Raw genomic sequence first — 26,165 nt, forward strand, 5'->3', positions numbered from 1 at the left:
TGCCCTTTTTTGCCGATACGGGATCGCGATCCCCTTAATAGGCGTATTCCTTAAAGAGCGGATCGACCGACCCGTTCCATTCGGTTTCGTATTTATCAAGAAATTCCTCGGCCAGGGTCCGGCCGCTTTGGGCGACGTCGTCAAGACTGTCCAGGAAGTGGCTTTCATCATCGCCATAGCCATCCATGCGGCCACGCGCCTGAAGACCCTGTCTGGCAACCGCCAGAACATCCTTCGACAGGTCCTGCACCGTGCCATTCTTGAACCTGGTCGCAAGGGCCGTGCGCGGCACATCATTGCGAAGGGCTTCGCGTTCCTCAACCGACAGGTCCTTGACCAGTTCCCAGGCCGCATCAAGGGCAGCATCATCATAAAGAAGCCCGACCCAAAGGGCCGGCAAGGCACAAATGCGTTTCCACGGACCACCATCGGCCCCGCGCATTTCCAGAAACTTCTTAAGGCGCACTTCCGGGAAAGCGGTGGTCATGTGATCGGACCAATCATTCATGGTCGGACGTTCGCCCGGAACAACATCAAGTTTGCCATTCATGAAATCACGGAACGACTTGCCTGCCGCATTGATGTATTTGCCATCGCGATAGACAAAATACATTGGCACATCAAGCATATAGTCGACATAACGTTCAAAGCCGAAACCGTCTTCGAACACGAATGGCAACATGCCGCAACGATCCGGATCGGTATCGGTCCAGACATTGGATCGCGACGACAGGAAACCGCTTGGCTTGCCATCGACGAACGGGGATGCCGCAAACAGCGCGGTCGCAACCGGCTGAAGTGCCAATGACGTTCTGAACTTCTTGACCATGTCGGCTTCCGAACTGAAATCCAGATTGACCTGAATGGTCGAGGTCCGAAGCATCATATCAAGGCCAAGCTTGCCGACCTTTGGCATATAGTCGCGCATGATCCCGTAACGCCCTTTGGGCATCCAGGGGGTATCTTCGCGCGACCATTTCGGCTGATGACCGACACCAAGCATGTCGATGCCAAGATCACCGCAAATTTCGCGCAATTCATGAAGGTGCGTATGAACTTCACCACAGGTCTGGTGAATATTCTTAAGCGGGGCACCCGACAATTCGATCTGACCGCCCGGTTCAAGCGACACAGAACATTTGTCCTTGGTCAGGGCGATGACATTGCCGTTCTCGATGATCGGTTCCCAGTCATAGCGTTCGGCAAGGGCATTAAGCAGGGTTTTGACACCGCGTTCCCCCTCATAGGGGATCGGGCGAAGATCATCGCGGGTGAAGGCGAATTTTTCGTGTTCGGTGCCGATGGCCCAGTCACTTTTCGGTTTACAACCGGACTCAAACCATTCGACAAGCTGGCGCCGGTTTTCAATAACCGGGCTGTCGCCAGTGGAGGCGCTGACAGTCATAAGGGCTTCCCCTAATCTCTCGTAACTGGCCGGTGCGACCAATCGCCGATGCGATCCTGAAATACCGCCAATGCAGCAATTGCCGCTGTTTCGGCACGCAGGATGCGCGGGCCGAGACTGACAGGCGTTGCAAAAGGCTGTTTGCGGATACGTTCAAGTTCGTCGGCGCTAAAGCCGCCTTCAGGTCCAATCACGAGTGCATGGTTAACAACATTGGTATTGTCGATAACCGAGCCAGCGCCCTTTGCCAATAGCTGACTTAACACTTCACCAATTGGTGACCCGGTTCCTGTTTCGTCACAGAACAGAACATGGTGATTTTCAGCACCGTTTGCGACCCAGTCAAGCAACCGTACCGGGGCGGCAATTTCGGGCACAGTCAGGCGTTCGCATTGTTCGGCGGCCTCGATCACCTGTGCCTGCAACCGGTCAAGGCGCACCTTGTCGGTGATGCCATGCTGGGTGATGATGGGTTGAAGTTTTCCGACACCCAGCTCAACCGATTTTTCAATCAGGAAATCAAGCCGCTGCTTTTTGATCGGTGCAAAGACAAGAGTCGGTCCGGTTTCGGTCCCCTGTTCACGCAATCGGGTCTCTGCGGTGATGCGCCCCTTCTTTTTGCGAAGTTCGCTGATCGTGCCTAGCCACTCGCCATCCAGACCGTTAAAAATCTTAACAGGCGTTCCGGGCTTGAGACGCATCACATGTTCAAGGTAATGAGACTGTTCAGGAGCAAGTTCGATCTCGCAACCGGCCGTGATAGGATCGTGAACGAAAAGGCGTTGACGGGCGCGGGTGGCGTCTGCGGTCATGGATGTCCCCAAAGATGCCCGGGCAATGGTCGCGCCGGGATTTTATAAGATTAAATCGTTAGATAGGCCAATTATGACACAGGTCAACCAACCAATACAGAATACCAAAAACGACATGCCGGCAGATGGTTGGATTGACCGCTATATGCCCGTGCCCATACGGCCGTATCTCAAGCTGCTGCGTCTTGATCGCCCGATCGGCACCTGGCTTCTGTTATTGCCGTGCTGGTGGTCAACAGCCATGGCAGGCGGCATCACACCGGGCGTCGATGCCAAACAGATCGTGATCATGATGACCCTGTTCGGGCTTGGTGCAGTGATTATGCGTGGTGCGGGCTGTGTCATCAATGATCTGGCCGATCGCAATTTTGACGGCAAGGTCGAACGTACCATCACCCGTCCGCTTCCCAGCGGTCAGGTCAAGGTCTGGCAGGCCTTGCTGTTTCTTGGGTTCATGATGTTGCTGGGCCTGGCCATTCTGGTGCAATTCCGGATTGAGGCGATCATTGTCGGGCTGTGTTCGATCCCGATCATCATCGTTTATCCGTTCATGAAACGATACACCTACTGGCCGCAATCGGTTCTGGGACTTGCGTTTAACTGGGGCGCGCTGGTTGGCTGGGCGGCGGTTACCGGCACGGTCGAACCGGCTGCGGTTGCCATGTATGCGGCGGGCTTTTTCTGGACGCTTGGCTATGACACCATCTATGCCCATCAGGACAAGGATGATGATGCCAAGATCGGGCTCAAATCCCTTGCCCTGCGTCTGGGGGATGACACCCCGAAATGGGCCAAGGGTTTCTATACCCTGACCACGCTGTTGCTGGGCATTTCCGGAATGCTGGCCGATCTGCACTGGTCCTATTTCATCTTGCTGGGTCTGGCGGGCATTCATCTTGGCTGGCAGGTTGCAACCGTCAAACTCGATGATGCGGCCAATTGCCTGCGACGTTTCAAATCAAATCGCGACTATGGACTTCTGGTTCTTGTGGCCATCGTTCTTTCGCATCTGATTGCTGCTGCCTGATAGCGTCACAGGTTTGTAAGGATTGCACACGGCCAAAAGATGCTAAGAAAACTGTGGGCTTTGCCTGCGGGATGATCGGGCGCGACCGGGTCGAAAGTTTTTGTGCAATTTCAGCCAATTGAATTGAACGCGCCCTATAGGTTTTTGGAAACCAGACACCATCTGTCTGAAACCTTTTTCGATTAACTGATACCAACAACAGAGGCGCATAGATGGCCGCACCGATTGCCTTGATGATTGCAAGCTTGATCCTGGCTGGCGTTGGCGCACAATGGTTTGCCTGGCGCGCAGGTGTGCCGGCCATTGTGTTGCTGTCTGCACTTGGGCTTATTCTTGGACCGGGGACCGGGCTTCTTGATCCGGTTGCCGATTTTGGTCCGCTATTGCAGCCCCTTGTTGCGGTTGCCGTTGCCGTGATCCTGTTTGAAGGCGGTCTGGCGCTTGATTTCCGCGAATTGCGCCACAGTGTCAGCGGCATATTGCGCCTGACGACGATTGCCCCGCTTCTGGCATGGTTGCTTGGTGCTTTTGCCGCCCATTATCTGGCCGGGCTGAGCTGGCCGGTTGCGGCCCTGTTTGGCGGCATCATGATTGTGACCGGCCCGACCGTGATTGCCCCGCTGTTGCGTCATGCCCGTCTGGCCAAACATCCCAGCACACTTCTGAAATGGGAAGGCATCGTCAATGACCCGATCGGGGCGCTGTTTGCCGTTTTGGTCTATGAAATCATCGTCGCCACCGAACATGGCAACGGACTAAGTGGTGTGATCGGCCATCTGGCCTTTAACATCCTTGTCGCCATTGCCATCGGCCTGATTGCCGGTATTTGCACAGCCCAGGTGTTTCGCCGGGGCTGGATACCGGAATTTCTCAAGGCGCCGCTGGTTCTGGGCGTGTTGCTGACCTGTTTTGCCGGGGCCAATATCGTTCAGGAAGAAACCGGTCTTTTGGCCGTGACTGTTCTTGGCCTTGTCATCGGCAACGCTCATCTGATGGCAATTGATGAAATCCGCCGGTTCAAGGAAACCCTGACGGTCATTCTGGTTTCAAGCGTCTTTATCATTCTGACCGCCACCCTGAAATGGTCGATGGTCGAAGAACTGACCCTGGGCCATGGCCTGTTTGTGGCGGCAATGTTGTTGATTGTGCGTCCGGTTTCGATCATTGGCGCGCTCAGTTTTTCCAAGATTGAATGGCGTGAACGGTTGCTGGTCGGCTGGATCGCCCCGCGCGGGATTGTCGCGGTTGCTGTTTCCGGTCTTTTTGGCGCCGAGCTTGTCCATCTTGGGTATGCTGATGGGGCGCTTCTGATCCCGCTTGCCTTTGCCATGGTGTTTTCAACCGTGGTTCTGCACGGATTTTCGATCCGGCCGATGGCCCGTTATCTTGATCTTGCGGTCAATGGTCCGCCCGGCGTTCTGATTGTCGGTGCGCATCAATGGACAATTGATCTGGCCACCCGCCTTGATGAACTTGATATTCCGGTGGTGGTGACAGATTCACGCTGGCACGCCTTGCGCCCGGCACGTGAAGCGGGCCTGACGACATTTTACGGTGAAGTCCTGTCCGAGGTGTTTGAACATCACCTTGATACCAGCGCATTGGGCAAACTGATCGCGGCCACCGACAATGATGCCTATAACACGCTGGTTTGCACCGACTTCGCCCCGGAATTCGGGCGACGCTCCGTCTTCCAGACCGGCATTCATCGCGGGTCGGATGATCGCAGCCGTCATAGCGCCAGCCAGACACTTGGCGGATTGCCGCTATGTGCCAAACCGCTGACCACCGATGACATCCGCTATGATTATCGCAGCGGCGTTTCTGTCCGTCAGACACGGTTCACCGACAGCTTTGGCTGGGACGATTTTATTGCCCTGCATGACGAAGCGCCCACCGTTCTTGCCATGGTGCGCGGCAACCAGCTGTTTCTGGGAACCGAAATTCCCAAAGCCAAACCGCGTGATGTGATCCTGTATCTCGGGATGGCTGAAACCGAAACCGCATCATGAAGAACTGCTTGCCCAAGATCGGCAAAGCCGTTACTCCGGCGCAAATGTTCATAGTCAAAGCAGCCCAGCATGACCGATAACATCTTTGCCGATGCCCTGGTGCCAAATGTCGATGATCCGCAATTTGCCGATCTGATCGAAACTTTCACCGTGCCCGCGCGCGTGCCGCTGGCGCCGGAAATCGAAATGTATCTGGCGACCCATATCACGCCACTGTGGCAGGCGACCGAGGATATTCTGGGCATCCTTGATATCCCGCCCCCCTATTGGGCCTTTGCCTGGCCCGGCGGGCAGGCAATCACGCGCTATATTCTGGACCATCCCGAACTGGTGCGTGGCAAGCGGGTGCTTGATTTTGCTTGCGGCGGCGGCATGCAGGCGATTGCCTGTGTGATGGCGGATGCGGCGGACATCACGGCAAATGACATTGATCCGGTGGCCATCACCGCCACGCGCCTCAATGCCAAACGCAACGGTGTCGAATTTGCCACCACGACGGACAATTTTGTCGGCACCAGCGCCCCACAGAAACGCTGGGATGTGATTTTTGCCGGCGATGTCTGCTATCAGCAGGATATGGCAAATGCGGTTCTGCAATGGCTGATGGCCGAAGCCCGTCTTGGCACCCGGGTCATTCTGGCCGATCCGGGCCGGACCTATGCGCCGACCCACAATATTGACGAGCTCGAAACATATGATGTGCCCGTCGATGTCGCGGTCGAAGATGCCGACACCAAATTCACCCGCATCTGGCAACTGTTGCCCGATCGCGGCTAGGGCAATTTCTGTTTCGTTAGATTGAAGCGTTTCGGTCGTGTTTGGCAAATTGTTTGGCAGGCACAACGCTGGGCACCGTTCAAACGGTGTAACGCCGCAAAACATCGCCAAACTGAAGCCTGCGGACCTTGCGGCCCCTACGGGCCGGGCATTCTAAACGGAAACGGCTCTGGGACGCTTTGCAGATCGCCTGAAAAAAGCCCGACCGTCTTTGGGACCGTCGGGCTTTTGCGTGATCAGGGATATTTGTTGTGGGTCAGCTCGCGATGCTTTTCACACAATCATTCAGTTCGGAAATCCCGTTAAAGACAAACTGGATATTCTTGGAAATATCCTGGGTGACGCTTGTTTGTTCCTCGACGGCTGATGCGATGGAATCGACATAGCTGCTGACCGATTCCGCCGATGTCGAAATCCCGGCGGTCGACGCAACCACCCGCTTGGTAATATTCATCATCGCTTCGATCTGGGTTTCGATTTCATCGGTAGCCTTGGCGGTCTGGTTGGCAAGGTTTTTGACCTCGCCTGCGACCACGGCAAAGCCCTTGCCTGCTTCACCAGCGCGCGCGGCTTCGATCGTCGCGTTAAGCGCAAGCAGGTTCACCTGTTCAGCCAGATCACGGATGATCTGAACCACGCCCGCCATCGATTCCGACGTGGTTTCCAGATCGGCACGTACTTCGTTGGCTTCTTCGGTCTTGGACACGATATCGTTCATCGCGATTTGAGACCGGTGCATGCTTTCGCTGATTTCCTGAATGGCTGCCAGCATTTCCTCGGATGCGCTGGCCACGGCTTCGGCGCTGGTGCTTGATCCTTCGGCCAAATCCTTGGCCTTGCGGCGGGCATAGATCTGCTTGGTGATGTCGGTCGCATATTTCACCACCTTGATCGGACGCCCGTTCATATCCATCACCGGGTTATAGCTGGCCTGAATCCAGACTTCCTTGCCGCCTTTGCCAAAGCGCCGGAATTCGGCAACCTTGTGCTCCCCGCGCCGCAAGGCATCCCAGAATTCCTTGTATTCGGTGCTTTGGGCTTCGGCCGGGTCCATGAAGATGCTGTGATGCTTGCCGATCACCTCGTCATAGCTATATCCCATCGCATTGAGGAAATTGGCATTGGCATTGCGGATAGTGCCATCCATTTCAAACGAAATGACGGCTTGTGATTTGTGGATTGCTTCGATCTGTCCGGCAAAGTTGGCCGCCTGAAGCTTTTGCTCGGTAATGTCGGTGGCGTATTTCACCACCTTGAACGGCCGCCCGGCCATATCAAAGATCGGGTTATAGCTGGCCTGGATCCAGACTTCCTTGCCGCCTTTGCCAAACCGCTGATATTCAGCCATCAGATGCTTGCCCGCGGCAAGCTGTTTCCAGAAATCCTTGTATTCGTCGCTTTTGGCATAGGCCGGATCAACAAAGATCTGGTGATGCTTTCCTTTGATCTCCGACAGCTTGTAGCCCATCGTCACAAGGAAATTCTCGTTGGCATTAAGGATATTGCCCTTAAGATCAAATTCAATCACGGCTTGCGACTTGCTGATGGCGTCAATCTGCCCGGCATAGTCGGCGGCCTGCAATTTCTGTGCAGTGACATCACTTGCAACCTTGAACACCTTATAGGGTTTGCCATTGCTGCCTTTGACCGAATTATAGGTCGCCTGGATCCAGATTTCCTTGCCACCCTTGCCGAACCTCTGAAATTCGGCGGTGAAGGATTCCCCGCCCTTCAGGCGGTCCCAGAAATTCTTGTATTCCGCACTTCTGGCGAACTCCGGATCAACAAACATGCTGTGGTGATTGCCACGCACCTCTGACAGATCATATCCGACCAGATCCAGAAAATTCTTGTTTGCATCAAGGATTTTACCATCGAGCGTAAATTCGATCGTACCTTGTGACTGCTTGATAGCCTGAACGATATGACGGTCATCAGAACCAGAGCCAAACATTTAGTTCTCCCTTAATCACGAAGCGTGAAACACGCACGCGAACACATAACGCACGCAAACCGCGTCGTCGGCATTCTCCCAGATTGATTCACCCAAATTTCGGTACCCTTGCTGCACAATTGGTACCTTTGAAATTACAATTCAACCGCTCATTCCGAAATCAACCGGTTGAATACACCGTTCTTTGGACGGCTTACCGGATTTCACAGAAGTATTTAATTTTCAATAACTTACCTAAAACCCTGATACAATTTCAAGTATCAAAACACATTTCTGGAATATATATAGGGTCACACCAATGGCAATTACAGGGTCGGCGCTATTTTGTGTGATCCAGATCGCCAAACGACTTTCTGAAGGCCGGATCGTCAATAAGCCGGATCACCAGATCAGGTCGAAAAACCTGCCCTACAAGGCGCGCGACATGTGCGACCATCTGCCACTGTTCCAGGGACGGGTATCTGCGCCCGGTTGCTTCAACTGCGTTCAGGGCAAAGATATGGCCAGATGCGAATTCAAACCCGGCAACCGACTGATAAAGACCGACATGGTCGGTCGTAATACCGCAATCAAGGTCAAGATCTCGGCCATGCAATTGCTGATAACGGTAATGTGTCGGAACGCTTTCGGTTACATGCATATGACCAAGCTGCGCCGCCGTAAGCCAGGTCACCGCAACCCGGACCCGTGTCCCCGGTGACGGGGCAAGGGTTGCCGGAAAGGCACCATACCCGGTGACATGTGCCGAATAGACAATATCATGATGGCCCATCCATCCCAGTGTCACCGGAACATCATCGGGCAGGTTTTGATGGGTGAATTTGCGCGTCAACTGAACCGGTGCACGGTTTGACCCGACGGCCAGGACCGGGACCCGCCCGGCGATGGCGTCGCCGACTTCCGATGTATCAAGCGGCGTTACCGATCCACCACAAAACAGGAAATCCCGGTCCGGGGCGGCATAGGGATACAAAAACGCGCGCAGGAGATCCTGCGCGCGTGGATGATGTTCGATCTGTTCACGGAGTACGGGGTCACTGATCGCCCGCACATCGGATATCGAAAACATTGTCTGGTCGATCCGGCTTAGCCTTCAACGACACGGTAACGGAAGTTGCAGTCATCAACATGCTGCCAGGCCAGTTTCGACCATGCTTTTTCAGCATCGCTGAATGTGGCGAACGGACCATGGCGTTCTTCGGAACCGCCAACCGGCTTTTCGAAGTCGGTGCTTTCATATTCACCGCCAACGACCCAGTATTCTTCAAGGCGTTCGATGCGATAGCGCGAATTCGCGTCATCGACCGACTGCCAGGCCATTTTCGACCATTCCTGTTCCGCGTCTTCGAAGCTGCCAAACGGACCGACTTTGGTTTCTTCGCCGATCGGCTTGTCGAAACCGGTATCCTGATAGGTGCCCCCGATAACCCAGTATTTGGCCATCTGTGCGTCCTTCATGCTTTTGGTGAGTTGCCATGTCGCGTGTTGTGGGCCACGCGACTCAATTCTAAGCCAATGTATAACCAAATGATGCGTCAACCAAAACCGCAAAATTATGCAACGCAGCATCCCGGTTTCATGTAGGAAGCGATCGGTCCAGTTACAAATGGCGTATTTGATAACAGCAAGGTTGTCCAAGCCCGCGTGCACGCGTATGAAGACAATCAGGTTTCAAAGCTTTGCAGATGACAGGTGCCATGCCCTATCAATCCCTTCGTGACTTCATGGATGCGCTGGAAAAGTCCGGCCGTCTTGTTCGTGTCACTGAACCGGTATCCCCCAATCTTGAAATGACGGAAATCCAGACCCGACTTCTGGCCGAAGGCGGCCCGGCGGTTCTGTTTGAAAACGTCGTTGGCGATGACGGCAAAAAATATGACATGCCGGTTCTGGTGAACCTGTTTGGCACGGTGGACCGGGTTGCCGCGGGCATGAACCGCAAACCCGAAGAACTACGTGAAGTCGGCGAAACGCTGGCCTTCCTCAAACAGCCCGAACCACCGGCAAGCATCCGCGAAGCATTTTCGATGTTGCCACTGGCCAAGACCGTCATGGCGATGAAACCCAAAACGGTTTCCAAGGCCCCCTGTCAGGAAGTGGTGCTTCAGGGCGACGATATTGATTTGTCAAAAATCCCGGTTCAGTCCTGCTGGCCCGGCGAACCCGCCCCGCTGATCACCTGGCCCCTGGTTGTGACCCAGGGCCCGACGGCCGGTGAAAAAGGCGGCGACAAGCGCGATGTGTTCAACCTTGGCATTTACCGCATGCAGGTGCTTGGCAAGAACAAGACCATCATGCGCTGGCTGAAACATCGTGGCGGAGCACAACATCATGCCCGCTGGAAACAGGAAAAGCGTGATCCGCTTCCGGCTGCCATCGTGCTGGGGGCCGATCCCGGTACGATCCTTGCCGCGGTTACCCCGGTGCCCGATACCCTGTCGGAATATCAGTTCGCCGGGCTTCTGCGCGGTGAAAAGGTTGAACTGGTTGATTGCAAGACCGTGCCGCTCAAGGTACCGGCAACCGCCGAGATCGTGCTCGAAGGTTATGTCTCGCTTGATGAATATGCGCCCGAAGGACCGTATGGCGATCACACCGGCTATTATAATTCGGTTGAAGATTTCCCGGTCTTTACCGTAACCGCGATCACCATGCGCAAAAAACCGATTTATCTGTCGACCTTTACCGGGCGTCCGCCGGACGAGCCGTCGGTTCTGGGCGAGGCACTCAACGACGTGTTCGTGCCACTCCTGCAACAGCAATTCCCCGAAATCGTCGATTTCTGGCTGCCGCCAGAAGGATGCAGCTATCGCATCGCGGTTGTATCGATGAAAAAGGCCTATGCCGGTCACGCCAAGCGCGTGATGATGGGTGTGTGGTCATTCCTGCGACAGTTCATGTATACCAAATTCGTCATTGTTGTGGATGACGACATTGATGTGCGCGACTGGAAGGATGTTATGTGGGCGATCTCGACCCGGATGGACCCGGTGCGCGATATCACCACGGTTACCGACACCCCGATCGATTATCTTGATTTCGCATCCCCGGTTTCGGGCCTTGGCGGCAAGCTTGGGCTTGATGCCACCAACAAATTCCCGGGCGAAACCGACCGCGAATGGGGCGAAAAAATCTATATGGATGATGACATCATCGACCGGGTTGATCAGAAATGGGAACGCTATGGCCTTCCCGGATCAGGCAAGAAAATCTGGCGGGATTAGTTGACAAAGGCGGGATTCTAACCCGCCTTTTCTTTTCAAAAACTCACGATCAATTTCGGAAAAAGAACCAGTGATCGCCATTGTCCGCCGGTTTCCCGGAATAGAAGAATTGCGGCGCATCACACATGAAGTCATCCACCCGGATGGCGAAATTGCACATCTCTTTCGATCCGATGACTTCTTCCATGAATTCCTGGCTGTTTTCCTGCCAGCTCATGACCGGCGGGGCGGTTTCATCATGGATGCAAAGTGCATATTGTTCGGACTGCTCGAACGGCAGGTAGCGAATTTCGCTTTGTGCCTTGCCGCCATGGTTCGTGACAAACAGCATGGCAAATTTCGGACCGTCCGGACTGTCAAGATCGACCCAGCCCGCAACCCGGTCCACCACATCGTCACAGGTAAAATCCCCGGTCAGCATCTGATGCCGGTAATTGCTGGCATATTGGCCACCCTGAATGCGCATTTCGCTATAAAGCTGCGCGCTTGAAACCGGGTCGGCATTGCCATTGGCATTCAGTTCCCAAACGCCATTTTCATCGGGACCAGACGGATTACCCGGCTCATCCGCCAAAGCCGGATGAGAAATTCCCAAAATCAATGCCAAGCCGATTGCGCCCGACCTTATCTTCCGCATTTGCATTCTATCCCGTGTGCTTTGTCTGGCGGTATCGCCGCCAATTATTTGCTGTTTTCCGGACTATAGCAGAAACAGGGATGAAAACAGAACGTCCAGCCCCTTGCCCCACAGATACATTCACGCCACCTTTGGGAACAAGACCAAGGGCACCTGCAATGCAGATGCATCAAACCGTTTCTGTTCTTTGCGAATACGTCCCTGCCGCCTATAACTAGCCGATAGATACATTCCTAAATAAGGGAGCTTCCATGCCCAAGACCGACATGACACTTGATCGTATCAATGATCTGCTGGCGCGCGCCAAGAAAGCCGGTGCTGATGACGCAGATGCCGTCTATGTCGAAGGAACATCTCTTTCGGTTGCCCAGCGACTGGGCAAGATGGAAAAGCTTGAACGGTCCGAAGGCGCCGATCTTGGTCTGCGCGTTCTGATCGGCAAGAAACAGGCTGTCGTGTCATCATCGGACACCAGCGACGCCGCCTTGAACGAACTGGTCGAACGGGCCGTTGCCATGGCCAAGAACGCTCCGGAAGACCCGTATTGCGGTATTGCCGACCCGTCCGAACTTGCCGCAAGTTTTGATGTCGACGCGCTTGAACTTTGTGAACCGGGTGAAGTCAGCCAGGACAAACTGATCGAATGGGCAAGTGCCTGCGAGGAAGCCGCCCGTTCTGTCGATGGCATCACCAATTCCGAAGGATCAGAAGCCGGCTGGGGCCGCCATCAGATCACGCTGGCCGCGACCAATGGTTTTGCCAATTCCTATGCCGGTTCGGGCAGTCACATTTCGGTTTCGGTGCTGGCCGGGACCGGAACGGCAATGGAGCGCGACTATGATTATGACAGCGCGGTCTTTTCGACCGACCTGCGTGACCCGGTCGAAATCGGCAAAAAGGCTGCGGAAAAAACCCTGCGCCGTCTGAACCCGCGCAAAGTCAAAAGCACGCAGGTTCCCGTCATTTATGATCCGCGTGTTTCATCCTCAATCGTTGGCCATCTGTCCGGTGCGATCAACGGATCGGGCATCGCGCGCGGGACCAGCTTCCTGCTTGATGCGATGGGCAAGGAAATCTTTGCCCCGCATATCAACATTGTCGACGACCCCCACCGCAAACGCGGTCTGCGCTCCAAACCGTTTGACGCCGAAGGTGTCGCCAATGAAAAGCGCTACCTGATTGAAAACGGCGTTTTGAAAACCTGGATCCTTGATTTGCGCTCGGCCCGCCAGTTGGGGCTGAAATCAACGGGCAACGCATCGCGCGGGGCCGGAAGCCTTCCGGGGCCGTCAACCACCAACCTTTACATGGAACCGGGCACCATTTCGCCCGAAGACATGATCAAGGATATCAAATCGGGTCTCTATATCACCGAAATGATCGGAAGCAGCGTCAATGGCGTTACCGGCGATTATTCGCGCGGTGCGTCGGGTTACTGGATTGAAAATGGTGAACTGGCTTATCCGGTATCGGAAATCACGGTGGCCGGGAACCTCAAGGACATGTTCAAATCCGTGGTCCCGGCCAATGATCTGACCTTCAAATACGGCACCAATGCCCCGACCTTGCGCATTGATGGCATGACACTGGCCGGTCAGTAATCCTGACCGACACCAACAGACATCCCGATACAAAAACGCCCGGACTTGAATGTGCCGGGCGTTTTTTTCTGGTCTTTTGTATTCCTCAGATTACCTCACCGATCAGCTTGCGCGGATCGTGTTTACGAAATTGTCCGTGGCACCTTTCAGGGTCGTGAAGTTTTCCGAAAGCATACTGACCGCGCGCAAGACATCCCCGGATGCTGTTCCGGCCTCATTGACTGCCGAACTGACGGTTGCGATGTTTGAACTGACCGTGGTGGTGCCGGTTGCCGCCTGTTCAACGTTAAAGGCGATTTCACGGGTTGCTGCGGTCTGCTCTTCGATCGCCGATGAAATGGTGGCAATAATTGCGTCCATTTCACTGACGGTTTTGCCGACTGCCTCAACCTGATTGACCGCACTTCCGGTGCGGGCCTGAAGGTTTTCGACATAACGGGTGATTTCCTCGGTCGCCTTGGCGGTCTGATCGGAAAGATTTTTGACCTCATTTGCGACCACGGCAAAACCACGCCCGGCATCGCCGGCCCGTGCGGCTTCAATCGTGGCATTAAGGGCCAGCATGTTGGTCTGATCGGCAATATCGGAAATCAGTTTCAGCACATTTGAAATATTTTCCGATGCTTCGACCAGTTGCTGAAGGTCGGCCTGGGTCTTGTTGACCTGCCCGACTGCACTGCGTGCCACATCGGATGAATGGACAACCTGACGGTTGATTTCCTCGATCGAGGAATTGAGTTCCTCTGTGGCCGAGGCAACAGAATGCACATTGCCGCTGGCTTCTTCGGTTGCCGATGCCACAGCCACCGTCTGTTCGGATGCCGAACTTGCCAGACGTGACATACTGTCTGCGGTTGCCTGCAATTCCACTGCCGCTGCGGCAACGGTTTCAATGATTTGCCCGACATCGGAATTGAACGTGTCGGCCGTCTGGTTCATGAATTGGCGCTGGGCTTCCTTGGCGCGTTTTTCATCTTCGATTGCCTTGGCTTCAAGTTCGTCATTGCGAATGGCATTTTCCTTGAAGACCTGAACCGCACCGGCCATCTGGCCGATTTCATCGCGCCGTTCCTGCCAGGGCACAGTGACCGTCAGATCATGGTCGGCAAGCTTGCGCATGATCTGGGTGATGGCAATGATCGGCTTTGACAGACGATCACCGATCAGAATGGCAATGACGATGCCAAGCCCCATACCGATCAGCGACGCGATCAGGATCTCGGTTTCCGCCAGACCGATTTCATCAACAACCCGTTCAAAAATTGAATGTTCGGTCGCCGAAAATTCCGCCATCAGATCGGCTGCTTCGGACAACAACAGACTGGATGCCTGTTCCATATCGCCATTGACCGTTTCAATGATGACCAGTTCATTTGACCGGATCTTGTCAAATGCATCACGGTAATCATCAAACAATGTCATGACTTCGCCGATGGTCTTTTTGTATTCCGCATCGGGTACTGTCTGGTTGATTTCAATCAGCCCGGTCTTGAGAAGGCCGAACTCGCTGGCCGCCTTTTCGCCAAAGCTGTCATCCTGACGCCCGATCAGAATATTGGAATAAAGACGCGCCAGAAGCGCATGTTCCCGCGCGGCCACCGCCTTTTTCAGGGCATCGATATTCTGGGTGGTTTCTGCACGTGCGATCAATGCATTGAGATCGGAAACGACCTTGATCCCGTCGGGTTCAAGCCGGTCCGTGATCAGGGCGTGATATTCATCACTCAGATCACGGACTTTTTCGAAATCCTGCATGTAGCGATCAAGTGCCCCTGATATTTTCTCGATCCGGGCACGATGTTCAGCTGATTCGAAACTTTGCAATGCCTTGTCAAGAATTGGGCGGATTTGATCGGCGATGACGAACACCTGTTCGGCGTCATGGGCGCTTGCCTTGTTGGCAAATTCGCGGGCATGACTTTTGAAACGCAAAAAACGCGTTTCAATCTGGGCAACAAGTGCGGCTTCTTCGACCCGCAGCGCATATTCATCAACATCATGTGCAACTTTGGTGAAGCTGTAGAATGCGAATGCCAGCGCTGAGACAAGAATGACCAGCACTGCTGAAAATCCCAATAGAATCTTTGTCTTAACACCCAAGTTTTCCAAAAACGCCCCCGTCGGCGCAGAAGAAACACGCGACACCATCATACCCTCCGTGTTCGCAGCACCGCGCTACGATCTCTTTGATTACCAAGGTATCTGCTCATGACAGTCACTACCCTCCCCATATGGGGAGTACACAACCCTTGTTTTAGATAATCACAATATTGCAACTAACTTAAAGGTTTGGCGTAACATGCGAAATTACAAGGAAAAGTAAGGCCGACCTATCCAGAAGACCTGTATACCTGTCCTTTCGAATATGCCCGGCAGATCGGCGCAATTCGGCGGATCAGTTTCCCTGTTTGACAACACCAAACACCGTAATTTCCAGACATGCTGGCAGACGCCGCAAAGCAGGGCACAACGCATTGGACCATCCCCTGTTATCAACCCAAGGGCATCAATAATCAGCCCCGGCACACCGCTTGATAAAACGCTGATTTACACGCGGAAAAACCGCGAAATGACGAGTAAGATCATGGGGATTTTCAAAGAATGCCTGATCTTTGCTTTGCAACTTCCAAGCGTGATCACATGCCTTCTGATATCCCGGCCGCAAACAACCGGGATATCGTGCATTTGCTCTGAAGTCCTCGCTTCGGGGTTAACCGCTGGTCAGGCGAAGTGGTTCCGGGCCGGTTTCAACCACACCACCCGCGGCCATTGCATAGGCCTGTGGCACCATCAGCCGCACCGGATAGGGCGACAGGCTGATTTCGCATGGCAGTTTTCCAGCACTTTCACCGTCAATCTGAAGCGGAGCCGGGCCACAATGGCTGGTGATCGTGATGCGTTCAGACCGCACAACCGAGACATCGCTTTGTTCATGCAACCTGTTTAACGTCAGGGCCAGCCCATAGCGCGACAATGCACCGATACCGTTGCCGGGCATCAGAACAACATCGAAACCGTTATCGGTCAGCTTCGCAGTCGGTGAAATGATGAATTCGCCGCCGTAATGCTGCGCATGGGTCACCACAACCCCGGCCACCCGATAGTTTTCCCGCCCGATATTGACTTCAAAGTCGCGATGACGCGGGAAAAAGATGTTCCGCAATCCTTCAAGAACATAAGCACCCTTGCCGATCATGCGTTTGAGCTTGAGCGACACATTGGCAACCGTGTCGGCATCGGCCCCCATTCCGACCATCAAAAAGAAGGCCCGCCCATTGACCAGTCCGGGCCGGATCCAGACCTGACCGGGATTGTTGATATAGTCGGCAATTGCCTTTGCCTTGCGTTCCAGCCCGACTTCGACGGCCAGAACATTCGCCGTCCCAAGCGGGATCACACCAAGTGGCGGGACTTCGTGACCATCGATCTGGGCATCAAGAAGACCGTTCAGGGCCTCGTTCAATGATCCATCGCCGCCGGCAACAAACAGGCGTTGATGGGCACGCACCTTGCGCGCCAATTCACGGGCATGGCCGGGATGGGTGGTCTGCAACAATTCCACCCTGATCCCTGCATGTTGCAAAATCTTGGACAGAAACCGCTGTTTGTTCCCCCCCGCACGGGGATTGAAAATCACAGTCACATCGGCATGGGTCATTCAGAACATACTTCCGAAATAAAACCGAAATAAATCATACACACGCACTACCATATGAAAGAAAAAATGTAACAGTTGCTTTACAGAACGACGAAATTTCTGTGAACGGGTTATAAAATCACGTTTTTTATTTTAAACCGATACTGGTTGGGGACAGTATTCGGCACCTCGAAACGCCGAATTCCAGCCATCCTTTTGGCAGGATACGGAGGAGCGGCAATGACAGCGATGACGCTGCAACCGCATTACCGCACGGTCTGGATTTCAGACGTCCATTTGGGGACACGTGGATGTCAGGCAGATCTTCTTTTGGATTTCCTCAATGAAGTAACAGCAGATACCTATTATCTGGTCGGTGACATTATTGATGGCTGGCGGCTCAAGAAAAGCTGGTATTGGCCGGAAAGTCACCATGCTGTTATCACGACAATCATGGATAAGGCAAAAAATGGCGCCAAAGTCATCTTTGTCCCCGGAAACCATGATGAATTTGCCCGCGAATTTGTCGATATGACCTTTGGGCATGTCGATGTCAAAATGAACGATATCCACGAAACAGCCGATGGCAAACGCCTGCTGGTCATCCATGGCGATGAATTTGACGGGGTTGTCAAATATGCCAGATGGCTGGCCTATCTTGGGGACACGGCCTACAACCTGGCCATCGCCCTTAACCGTTACTATAACGGCATTCGCCGCCGCCTTGGATACGGTTACTGGTCGCTTTCGGCCTATCTTAAAAACCGGGTCAAAAACGCCGTTCAGTTCATCTGCAATTTCGAAAATGCCGTCGCCCACGAAGCTGCCAAGCGCAAGGTCGATGGCGTGGTTTGCGGTCATATCCATCATGCCGAAAAACGCATGATCGGTGATGTGCTTTATTGCAATGACGGCGACTGGGTCGAAAGCTGCACCGCCCTTGTTGAAGACAAGGATGGCAAGCTTGAACTTCTGCACTGGGCGGAAATGCGCCAGATGGCCATGAGCCATTCCAGCCCCGGCCGGGACGCTGCAAGCACCCCGTCACTGGGTCTTGGCAAACTGATCTCCATGTTCCGCATTGCCCATGGCACGGACAATTCCGCATCGGGTGCGTCCAAAAAGCGCAGCGATGCCCCGATTGGAAAGACTGCATGAAAATACTGATCGTAACCGATGCCTGGTATCCGCAGGTAAACGGTGTTGTCCGTACCCTTGAAACCGTACGTGGCGAGCTGGGCGCGATGGGACATGATGTTCACATCATTTCGCCCGATCAGTTCAAAACTGTTCCATGCCCGACCTATCCGGAAATCCGTCTGGCCCTGTTTGCCAAACGCAAGATGGCCAAAATGATCGAGGCATTGCACCCGGTTGCCATCCACATTTCGACCGAAGGCCCGCTGGGTCAGGCTGCGCGTTCCTATTGCCTGAAACACGGTTTGCCGTTTTCAACCGCCTATCACACGCGGTTTCCGGAATATATTCATGCGCGCTGGCGGCTGCCGCTGTCGATTTCCTATCGCGGGATGCGCAAATTCCATTCCAAATCACGCTCGGTCATGGTCGCCACCGAAAGCCTGCGTCAGGAACTGTCCGACTGGGGCTTTGAAAACCTGCATATCTGGTCGCGCGGGGTGGATCTTGATCTGTTCCGGCCCCGACCGGACGCCTCATTTGGCGATTTCCCGAAACCGCACTGGCTGTTTGTCGGGCGGGTTGCGGTGGAAAAGAATATCGGCCATTTCCTTGACCTTGATCTACCCGGGACAAAGTTCGTGGTTGGCGACGGCCCGCAACTTAACGAGCTTAAGGGCAAATATCCCAATGCTCAGTTTCTGGGCAAAAAGGTTGGCGAAGAACTGGCAACAGCCTTTGCTTCGGCGGATGTCTTTGTGTTTCCAAGCAAGACCGACACCTTCGGCCTTGTGATCCTTGAAGCACTGGCATCGGGCACCCCGGTTGCCGTCTTCCCGGTTCAGGGACCAGCCGATATCGTGCGCGGCACCAAGGCCGGTGCGATTGATGCCGACCTGCGCGAAGCTGCCCTGGCTGCACTTGAGCTGACATCCGAAGATGCCCGTGCATTGGCCGAACAATATAGCTGGCAGAATTCCGCCACCCAGTTCCTGCACAATCTGGCACCGTTTTCCGGCGGTTTTGACGGGATCGAGGCCGTCCGGATTTCGGTCGACGATGCCACCCGGCACAATGCGGGCACAAACCCGGCCACACCCCCGGATCAAGATCAGGAAAGCCTTGGCACTGCCCCGGTCGGTCAACCCGCCCAGTAAGTGGGAAGCCCCGGGGAAACCGACGGAAAGCGTGGAACGGGTGAAGTTCTATTTGCGATAAAGGCTTTTGCGCAAAGTGCGATAAGCCAGGATACCATTCAATGCGTCCGTTCCCAGCCATCTGCGGAACGGGCGCAAAATCATGTAAACCGGTCGCAAAAGCCTGATGACCTTGCGCAACGGGACAAGTTGTCCGGCAGTCTCGCCCGCTGTGGCAACATAGGTTGCCCATCCTGACCGCAACAATTCCGGACGTTTTTTGAATTCGCGCTGAATGGAAAATACGAACAACAAAATGTCGCGGGCTTGCGCATCTTCCAATGGCATGCGGGCATTCGGGTCTTCTTCAAAATCAATGAAGCCGATCTGGCCATCATCGCGTATCGTCATGTTTCGCAATAACGGTGCCCCGTGCGACACACCCGATGCGTGCAGCCGCGCCAGTGCGGATGCAGCAGCAGTGATTTGCTGTTTGACCCGGTCTTCATTGCCGGACCGAACATCATCTTCGATCCTGGTCTGAAGGATACCGCCATTGTCACCGATTGCGATCCAGTTCGCCCCTTCGCCAATCAGATCAGGCACAAGTACGCCATGTGCGGCCAGTTTGCGCAGGGTATTGGCTTCATTCACAAGCCCCGCCTTGCCGCCGGGCGACACCGTTGGGCGCAAAAGCGGAATGCCCGTGACATTGGCCAGAAAACGCTGCAACCGATGCCAGACTTTTTCCTTTGCCGGCACCGCCTGTTTGACCCATATCCGCCGACCATTCCAGCTTAACGGGAAAACGCGTGCGCCCACGCCCTGGGCTATTGTGTGCTCGACAAGTGCGTGCAGTTGCTCGTTCATTATTTTGTCTTATATGTCGCTCTTTGTGACCTGCTGATCTACAGATCAGTTTTGTGTCCGCATGAAGCTTACTGCGGCTTGCCGCTTATGGCTCGGCGTGCTAGCAACAGCGCGTACATTTGAATATTTATTTGAAGCCTTATCCATATAGACAGTATCAATTCGATACAATGTGGAAATGGCCTAAACGACCAGGAAGAAGCAATTGCCCAAGAACTCCTTGGACCACACCACAGAACATTGGGGCACATGGCCGTTGGTCAAGCGCATCGTCAAAGATGCCGTTGCTCCATACTTCGGGAAAATTCTTCTTGCTCTTCTGTGTATGGCTTTAATGGCTGGTGCAACCGGCCTTTATGCGCTTCTGATGGACCCCATTATCAATGATGTCTTCATCAACAAACGCGAAGCGATGCTTGTTCCTGTCGGCGCCGCAGTTCTTGGTTCCTTTGCACTGAAAGGTTTCGCCAATTACGGCCAGACCGTTTTGATGAGCTATGTCGGTGGACGTATTCTGGCCGACATCCAAAACCGTCTGTACGAACATGTCATTCGTCTTGATATCGGCTTCTTCCACAGCACCAATACCGGCAAGCTGATCACGCGCTTTACCAACGACATCACGGCAATGCGTGCGGCCGTTTCCAACTCGCTGACCGGATTTGGCAAGGATTTGTTGACTGCCATCGTCCTGATCAGCGTCATGTTTTACAAGGATTGGCTGCTTGCCATCATTGCCTTCACGGTCTTTCCCGCTGCGATCTACCCGATTGCGCGACTGGGTCGCCGGATGCGCAAGGTGTCAGCCAACACCCAGCAGCAAATTGGTGAGTTTGCCACCCTGCTTGAACAGACATTCCAGGGCATCCGCCATGTAAAGGCATATGGCATGGAACCTTACGAATGTTCACGTATGGGCAAGCTGGTTGAAACAGTCTTCAAACTGAGCTTCAAGGCACAAACCGTCAGTGCCCGTTCATCCCCCATCATGGAAACGCTTGGGGGTGCGGCGATTACAGCGATTATTATTTATGGCGGCAGCCGGGTGATCGACGGTGCCAGCGATCCCGGAAGCTTCTTTGCCTTTATCACCGCCCTTTTGCTGGCCTATGAGCCGGTAAAACGTCTGGCCAATATCAACATCACCCTGCAGCAAGGTCTGGCAGCATCACAGCGCGTTTTCACTGTTCTTGATATAGAACCCGAAATCAAGGATGCGCCGGATGCCAAAGCGCTGACGGTTTCAGGTGGCGATATTAGCTTCAAAAACGTCGCCTTTTCCTACAATCCGGAAATCACCGCCCTTCGCGATATTGATCTGGATATCAAGGCTGGGGAGACCGTCGCACTTGTTGGTCCGTCGGGTGCGGGCAAATCCACCATCCTGAACCTGATCCCGCGTTTCTATGACATTGATGCCGGTGCGATCACCATTGATGGTCAGGATATCCGTGGCGTTACGCTTGAATCCCTGCGCAAGGCAACCGCACTGGTCAGTCAGGAAATCACCCTGTTTGACGATACGGTACGCGCCAATATTGCCTATGGTCGCGCCGGTGCCAGCGACGCCGAGATCGAGGAAGCCGCCCGTCACGCCGCCGCCCATGACTTCATCCTTCAGCTTGAACACGGCTATGACACCATAGTTGGCGAACATGGCGTGAAGCTTTCAGGCGGGCAGCGTCAACGTATTGCAATTGCGCGCGCGATGCTTAAAAACGCACCGATCCTGCTTCTGGACGAGGCAACATCGGCCCTTGATACGGAATCCGAACGCCATATCCAGGGCGCGCTTTCCGAATTGATGAAGGGGCGCACCACCCTTGTGATTGCGCACCGTCTGTCGACCATTGTTGATGCCGACAAGATTTGTGTCATCAACAACGGGCGCGTCATTGAACAGGGCAAGCACGAAGAATTGCTTGAACTTGGAGGAGCTTACGCAAACCTCTATAATTTGCAATTCTCAGAAGAAAACGGAAACTGATCCGGGCAATTTCGGGATAATCGGGCGTGCAGTGGCATAAGCGGATCATCAAAAGCGACACGATGCGCAGCACCTTGTGCTGGATAGCAGCAGCCTATGTGCGCCTTGTCCGCGTGACCGGCCGCTGGAAAACAGAAGGCGGCGACTTGCCCGCGCAATATTTGCGCGACGGCAAACCGTTCATCGTTGCCTTCTGGCATCAACGTTTGTTGATGATGCCCTATACCTGGCGTGCGGTTGGCGGTGATTTGCCGTTTCATATGCTGATATCTTCACATCGCGATGGTGAAATCATTTCACGCACCGTGGCCCATTTCGGCATTCAAACCATCGCGGGCTCCACCGGGGTTGGCAAAGGCGGTGCTGCGGCCCTGCGTCAAATCATCAAAGCACTCAAGGCCGGTGACGTTGTCGGCATGACCCCCGATGGCCCGCGCGGCCCCAGAATGCGGGCATCCGACGGGGTCGTACAGGCAGCCCGCATGGCCGGCGTTCCGGTTTTCCCGCTGACCTATTCCGCATCAAGCCGCAAGATTTTCAAAAGTTGGGACCGTTTTGTCCTGCCCCTGCCGGTGCCATTTGCCCGCGGTGTCTTTCATTGGGGGGAACCGGTTTTCGTTGAGCGCAAACTCGATGATGCCGGTCTTGAAGCAAAGCGGCTTGAAATCGAAAACGCCCTGACCAAACTGACCCAGGATACCGACCGCGATCTTGGACTTGACGTCATTGCACCTGCCGGGCCCGATGAATTGCCCAAACAGAAACGGTCCGAAATCGCAGCGGGGGCAACCGGCAAATGAGCCTGTTTTACGCCTATCGTGCGGCGACCCGCCTGCTTGGCCCGGCACTTCATCTTTATCTGAACCGGCGTAAAAAACGCGGTAAGGAAGATCCGGGCCGTATTGGCGAACGGTTCGGTCATCCAAGTGCGGTTCGCCCCAAGGGACATCTTGTCTGGATCCATGGCGCCAGTGTTGGTGAATCATTATCTGCCTTGCCGGTGATTGATGAAATTCGCCGTCGCTATCCCGGCCTGTCCATTCTGGTGACGACGGGGACTGTTACTTCGGCCGAACTGATGAATGCCCGCCTGCCAGAAGGTGTGATCCATCAATTCATTCCAATCGACCGACAAGTCTGCGTTGCCCGTTTCCTGCATCACTGGAAACCCGATGTCGCACTGTGGCTTGAAAGTGACCTTTGGCCCAATATGCTGACCAAGGCACAAAAGGCCGGTGTGAAACTTGCGCTTCTGAATGGCCGGATTTCGGAAAAAAGCTTTAAGGGCTATTCCCGCTATCCGTCATTCATTCGCCCGGTCATATCGGCGTTTGATCTTGTCCTGACGCAAAGTGATGACGAAACAAATCGATTTGCCTCACTAGGCGCTGGTAATGTCAAAACGGTCGGGAACCTCAAATTCGCGGCCCCGCCGCTGCCTGCCAATGAAAGCGCACTGGCAAAGCTTCAGGAACAGATCGGACTGCGCCCGGTCTGGCTGGCATCAAGCACATTCGCCGGTGAAGAACGCATTGCCGGGGATATTCACAAAAAGCTCTCAGCTGAACAGGCCGGGCTTTTGACCATCATCGTGCCCCGCCACCCGGACCGCGCAAACGAGATCGAAGCCGAGCTGATTACACAGGGGTTGCAAGTTGCCCGACGCAGCCTTGGTCACATCATCACCCCGGGCACGGATATCTATCTTGCCGACACAATTGGCGAGCTGGGCCTGTTTTACCGGATCGCACCGGTCTGCTTCATGGGCAAGACGCTTTGCGCATCGGGCGGGCAAAACCCGCTTGAACCGGCCCGCCTGAATTGCGCCATCCTGCATGGCCCGGACATGAGCAACTTTGCCACCATCAGCGAAGAAATGCGTATTGCGGGTGCATGCCGCCCGGCATCGGATGCAGATGATCTGTGCCGTCAGGTCGGTGCGCTGCTGCGTGATCGCGAAACCGCGCGAACGATCGCCGAAGCCGCCCTGCACTATGCCAATTCAAAAGCCGAAGTTCTTGACCGTACCGTTGATGCGCTGCGCCCGCTGATGGCGCAAAAAGCAATCGACGAGGCCGATCATGCGTGATCCCCGCTTCTGGCAGAAAGATGGTCTGGTTCCGAAACTGCTAAGCCCGTTTTCATTGCTGTGGCGTGCCGGGGCATGTGTGCGCGCAAAAACCACAACCGCGCGCCATCCGGGCTGCCCGGTATTTTGTGTTGGCAATTTCACCGTCGGCGGTGCGGGCAAAACACCGACATCCGTTGCCCTGTTCGACGTTCTAAGCGCATTGGGTCGTCACCCGCATTTTGTCAGCCGCGGCTATGGCGGCTCCATTGCCGGTCCCCATCGCGTCGACCCTGAACTTGATGACGCCTCAAAGGTCGGGGATGAACCGTTGCTTCTGGCGCACCATGGTCCGGCATGGATATCGCGCGAAAGATTTCTGGGTGCGGAAATGGCCCGGGATAACGGCGCGGATGCGATCATTCTTGATGACGGATTACAAAACCCGTCCCTGATCAAGGATTGCAGCTTTGCCGTTATCGACAGCAATTATGGCATCGGAAACGGCCGCGTCATGCCCGCAGGCCCGATGCGCGAACCCCTGATCAGCGGCCTTGAAAAGGTCCATGCGATCATTCTGATTGGCGATAAGACCCCGGACTTCATCACCAATCTTCCGGCATCCGTACCGATCCTGCGCGCACGGATAGTGCCTGTTAACGGCGACCGCTTTGCTGGCAAGAATGTAGTCGCCTTTGCCGGCATTGGCCGCCCGCAGAAATTCTATGACAGTCTGGCGTCGGTCGGCGCACGGATCGTCGCCACACAGGATTTTGACGACCATCATGTGTTTGCGCCCGATGAACTGACAGCTTTGCGCATGACAGCGGCAAAACTCGATGCGGAACTTGTGACCACGCAAAAAGACCTGATGCGCTTGCCATCCGACAGCCGGAACGGCATAAACAGTCTCGACATTCGACTGGTGTTCGAGGCACCCGATCAGCTTTCCCAGATTGTGAAGACAGTACTCGCCGATGGATAAGAACAGCGACCTTTACCGGATGCGCCAAAAATACCTGTCCCACCCATTGCAAGGGTTAGGGGCCTATCTGCTTTACTGGATGTTCGCCATCATGCCGATCGATATGGCATCGGGGTTTGGGGGCTGGCTGCTGCGAACAATCGGCCCCAAACTGGGACAGTCCAAAAAGGCCCGCAACAATCTGGTCAAGGCATTCCCGGAAAAGTCACCGGCCGAAATTGATCAGATCATCGTTGATATGTGGGACAATCTTGGCCGGTCGGCCGGGGAAATCCCCCATCTGCACAAATTGCGCCCGGGCGGACCCCGCATCGAAATCGTTGGCGTGGAAAACGGCTTGGCGCTAAAGGACGATGGCAAACCCGGCCTGTTCTTTACCGGTCATATCGGCAACTGGGAAGTCACCATGTGCATTGCCACCGTGCTGGACATGGAAATGATGAGTGTCTATCGCGCGCCCGACAATCCGTGGGTCGATAACCTGTTCATGCGCGCCCGCAAGACATTCCGGGGCGAACTGGTACAAAAAGGTCCAAGCGGCGCCCGCAAACTGACGCGTTGCCTGAAAGATGGCGGCCATGCCTGCATGCTGGTCGATCAGAAAATGAGCGACGGCATCGCGGTCCCGTTCTTTGGCCGCGATGCAATGACAGCCCCTGCACTTGCGCAATTTGCGCTCAAATACGATGCGCCGATTGTTCCGGTGCGTTCAGAACGTATCAATGGCGCGCATTTTCGCATGACGTTCTATCCGCCCGTTCCGGTCACCAAAACCGGCGACCGTCACGCCGATGTCGCCAAAATCATGACCGATGTGAATGCGATGATGGAATCCTGGATCCGCGAACGCCCCGCCCAGTGGCTTTGGGTCCATCGGCGCTGGCCAAATTAGCATT

General features: G+C 54.6%; 21 protein-coding genes. 12 read left to right on the forward strand and 9 right to left on the reverse strand.

The annotated features are described in order from the left end of the window. Positions 1 to 34 precede the first annotated feature (34 nt). The gene (locus AUQ42_RS01825; RefSeq protein WP_068517251.1) at positions 35 to 1,405 is read right to left on the reverse strand and encodes a glutamate--cysteine ligase; all 1,371 of its coding nucleotides are present in this window, start codon (positions 1,403 to 1,405) and stop codon (positions 35 to 37) included. 11 nt (positions 1,406 to 1,416) lie between these two features. Further along, positions 1,417 to 2,217, reverse strand: coding sequence for a 16S rRNA (uracil(1498)-N(3))-methyltransferase (locus AUQ42_RS01830; RefSeq protein ID WP_068517252.1), 801 nt, complete (start codon positions 2,215 to 2,217; stop codon positions 1,417 to 1,419). A gap of 73 nt (positions 2,218 to 2,290) precedes the next feature. Between AUQ42_RS01830 and ubiA the strand changes: the two genes are divergently transcribed. The 3 genes from ubiA (at position 2,291) to AUQ42_RS01845 (ending at position 6,033) form a co-directional block, all read left to right on the forward strand. Beyond that, a complete protein-coding gene (gene ubiA, locus AUQ42_RS01835) occupies positions 2,291 to 3,244 on the forward strand; it encodes a 4-hydroxybenzoate octaprenyltransferase (protein WP_068517305.1) in 954 nt (317 codons plus the stop codon). A 212-nt stretch (positions 3,245 to 3,456) separates the two neighbouring features. Further along, the gene (locus tag AUQ42_RS01840) at positions 3,457 to 5,256 is read left to right on the forward strand and encodes a sodium:proton antiporter (protein WP_068517253.1); all 1,800 of its coding nucleotides are present in this window, start codon (positions 3,457 to 3,459) and stop codon (positions 5,254 to 5,256) included. Positions 5,257 to 5,325: 69 nt separating this feature from the next. Next, complete coding sequence (locus tag AUQ42_RS01845; RefSeq protein ID WP_068517254.1) at positions 5,326 to 6,033, forward strand: methyltransferase; 708 nt, start codon at positions 5,326 to 5,328, stop codon at positions 6,031 to 6,033. Positions 6,034 to 6,289: 256 nt separating this feature from the next. Here AUQ42_RS01845 and AUQ42_RS01850 read toward each other — a convergent pair whose 3' ends face one another. From AUQ42_RS01850 to AUQ42_RS01860, 3 genes are all read right to left on the reverse strand, one after another. Next, on the reverse strand, positions 6,290 to 7,987 hold the full coding sequence (locus AUQ42_RS01850) for a PAS domain-containing methyl-accepting chemotaxis protein (RefSeq protein WP_068517255.1): 1,698 nt from the start codon (positions 7,985 to 7,987) through the stop codon (positions 6,290 to 6,292). Between the two features lie 319 nt (positions 7,988 to 8,306). Further along, positions 8,307 to 9,056: a hypothetical protein gene (locus AUQ42_RS01855; protein ID WP_068517256.1), complete on the reverse strand. Its 750-nt coding sequence runs from the start codon at positions 9,054 to 9,056 to the stop codon at positions 8,307 to 8,309. A 17-nt stretch (positions 9,057 to 9,073) separates the two neighbouring features. After that, positions 9,074 to 9,430, reverse strand: a complete 357-nt coding sequence (locus AUQ42_RS01860) for a hypothetical protein (protein WP_068517306.1) — start codon at positions 9,428 to 9,430, stop codon at positions 9,074 to 9,076. Between the two features lie 254 nt (positions 9,431 to 9,684). Between AUQ42_RS01860 and AUQ42_RS01865 the strand changes: the two genes are divergently transcribed. After that, complete coding sequence (locus AUQ42_RS01865) at positions 9,685 to 11,211, forward strand: UbiD family decarboxylase (protein ID WP_068517307.1); 1,527 nt, start codon at positions 9,685 to 9,687, stop codon at positions 11,209 to 11,211. Positions 11,212 to 11,260: 49 nt separating this feature from the next. Here the strand turns inward: AUQ42_RS01865 and AUQ42_RS01870 are convergent, their stop codons facing one another. After that, positions 11,261 to 11,848 (reverse strand): hypothetical protein, encoded by a 588-nt coding sequence (locus AUQ42_RS01870; protein ID WP_231856652.1) that lies wholly within the window; start codon positions 11,846 to 11,848, stop codon positions 11,261 to 11,263. 251 nt (positions 11,849 to 12,099) lie between these two features. Here AUQ42_RS01870 and AUQ42_RS01875 point away from each other — a divergent pair, with 251 nt between their 5' ends. Further along, complete coding sequence (locus AUQ42_RS01875; RefSeq protein WP_068517258.1) at positions 12,100 to 13,449, forward strand: TldD/PmbA family protein; 1,350 nt, start codon at positions 12,100 to 12,102, stop codon at positions 13,447 to 13,449. 102 nt (positions 13,450 to 13,551) lie between these two features. Here AUQ42_RS01875 and AUQ42_RS01880 read toward each other — a convergent pair whose 3' ends face one another. Then, a complete protein-coding gene (locus AUQ42_RS01880; RefSeq protein ID WP_197460759.1) occupies positions 13,552 to 15,510 on the reverse strand; it encodes a methyl-accepting chemotaxis protein in 1,959 nt (652 codons plus the stop codon). Between the two features lie 649 nt (positions 15,511 to 16,159). After that, positions 16,160 to 17,107, reverse strand: a complete 948-nt coding sequence (locus AUQ42_RS01885; protein WP_068517260.1) for a diacylglycerol kinase family protein — start codon at positions 17,105 to 17,107, stop codon at positions 16,160 to 16,162. 219 nt (positions 17,108 to 17,326) lie between these two features. On the opposite strand from AUQ42_RS01885, the gene AUQ42_RS01890 reads away from it, so the two are divergent. Together AUQ42_RS01890 and AUQ42_RS01895 are read left to right on the forward strand one after the other, a co-directional pair. Further along, complete coding sequence (locus tag AUQ42_RS01890; RefSeq protein WP_068517261.1) at positions 17,327 to 18,244, forward strand: UDP-2,3-diacylglucosamine diphosphatase; 918 nt, start codon at positions 17,327 to 17,329, stop codon at positions 18,242 to 18,244. After that, positions 18,241 to 19,380, forward strand: a complete 1,140-nt coding sequence (locus tag AUQ42_RS01895) for a glycosyltransferase family 1 protein (protein WP_068517262.1) — start codon at positions 18,241 to 18,243, stop codon at positions 19,378 to 19,380. The genes AUQ42_RS01890 and AUQ42_RS01895 overlap by 4 nt, the downstream gene beginning before the upstream one ends. A 48-nt stretch (positions 19,381 to 19,428) precedes the next feature. Here the strand turns inward: AUQ42_RS01895 and AUQ42_RS01900 are convergent, their stop codons facing one another. Then, a complete protein-coding gene (locus AUQ42_RS01900) occupies positions 19,429 to 20,229 on the reverse strand; it encodes a lipopolysaccharide kinase InaA family protein (protein WP_068517263.1) in 801 nt (266 codons plus the stop codon). Positions 20,230 to 20,485: 256 nt separating this feature from the next. On the opposite strand from AUQ42_RS01900, the gene AUQ42_RS01905 reads away from it, so the two are divergent. Genes AUQ42_RS01905 through AUQ42_RS01925 form a run of 5 tightly spaced genes read left to right on the forward strand, consistent with a single transcriptional unit; the run spans position 20,486 to position 26,161 of the window. After that, positions 20,486 to 22,216, forward strand: a complete 1,731-nt coding sequence (locus tag AUQ42_RS01905; protein WP_082817672.1) for an ABC transporter ATP-binding protein — start codon at positions 20,486 to 20,488, stop codon at positions 22,214 to 22,216. Positions 22,217 to 22,242: 26 nt separating this feature from the next. Continuing rightward, positions 22,243 to 23,016 carry a lysophospholipid acyltransferase family protein gene (locus AUQ42_RS01910; protein ID WP_231856654.1) on the forward strand — a complete coding sequence of 258 codons (774 nt, stop codon included), beginning with the start codon at positions 22,243 to 22,245 and terminating at the stop codon, positions 23,014 to 23,016. Then, complete coding sequence (locus AUQ42_RS01915) at positions 23,013 to 24,305, forward strand: 3-deoxy-D-manno-octulosonic acid transferase (RefSeq protein WP_068517265.1); 1,293 nt, start codon at positions 23,013 to 23,015, stop codon at positions 24,303 to 24,305. The genes AUQ42_RS01910 and AUQ42_RS01915 overlap by 4 nt, the downstream gene beginning before the upstream one ends. After that, complete coding sequence (gene lpxK / locus AUQ42_RS01920) at positions 24,298 to 25,269, forward strand: tetraacyldisaccharide 4'-kinase (protein WP_068517266.1); 972 nt, start codon at positions 24,298 to 24,300, stop codon at positions 25,267 to 25,269. Before AUQ42_RS01915 ends, lpxK begins: the two co-directional genes overlap by 8 nt. After that, a complete protein-coding gene (locus tag AUQ42_RS01925; protein ID WP_068517267.1) occupies positions 25,262 to 26,161 on the forward strand; it encodes a lauroyl acyltransferase in 900 nt (299 codons plus the stop codon). Before lpxK ends, AUQ42_RS01925 begins: the two co-directional genes overlap by 8 nt. The last annotated feature ends 4 nt before the right edge of the window (positions 26,162 to 26,165 follow it).

It is taken from the genome of Thalassospira sp. MCCC 1A02491, from assembly GCF_001613785.1.
Classification (GTDB): Bacteria; Pseudomonadota; Alphaproteobacteria; order Rhodospirillales; family Thalassospiraceae; genus Thalassospira; species Thalassospira povalilytica.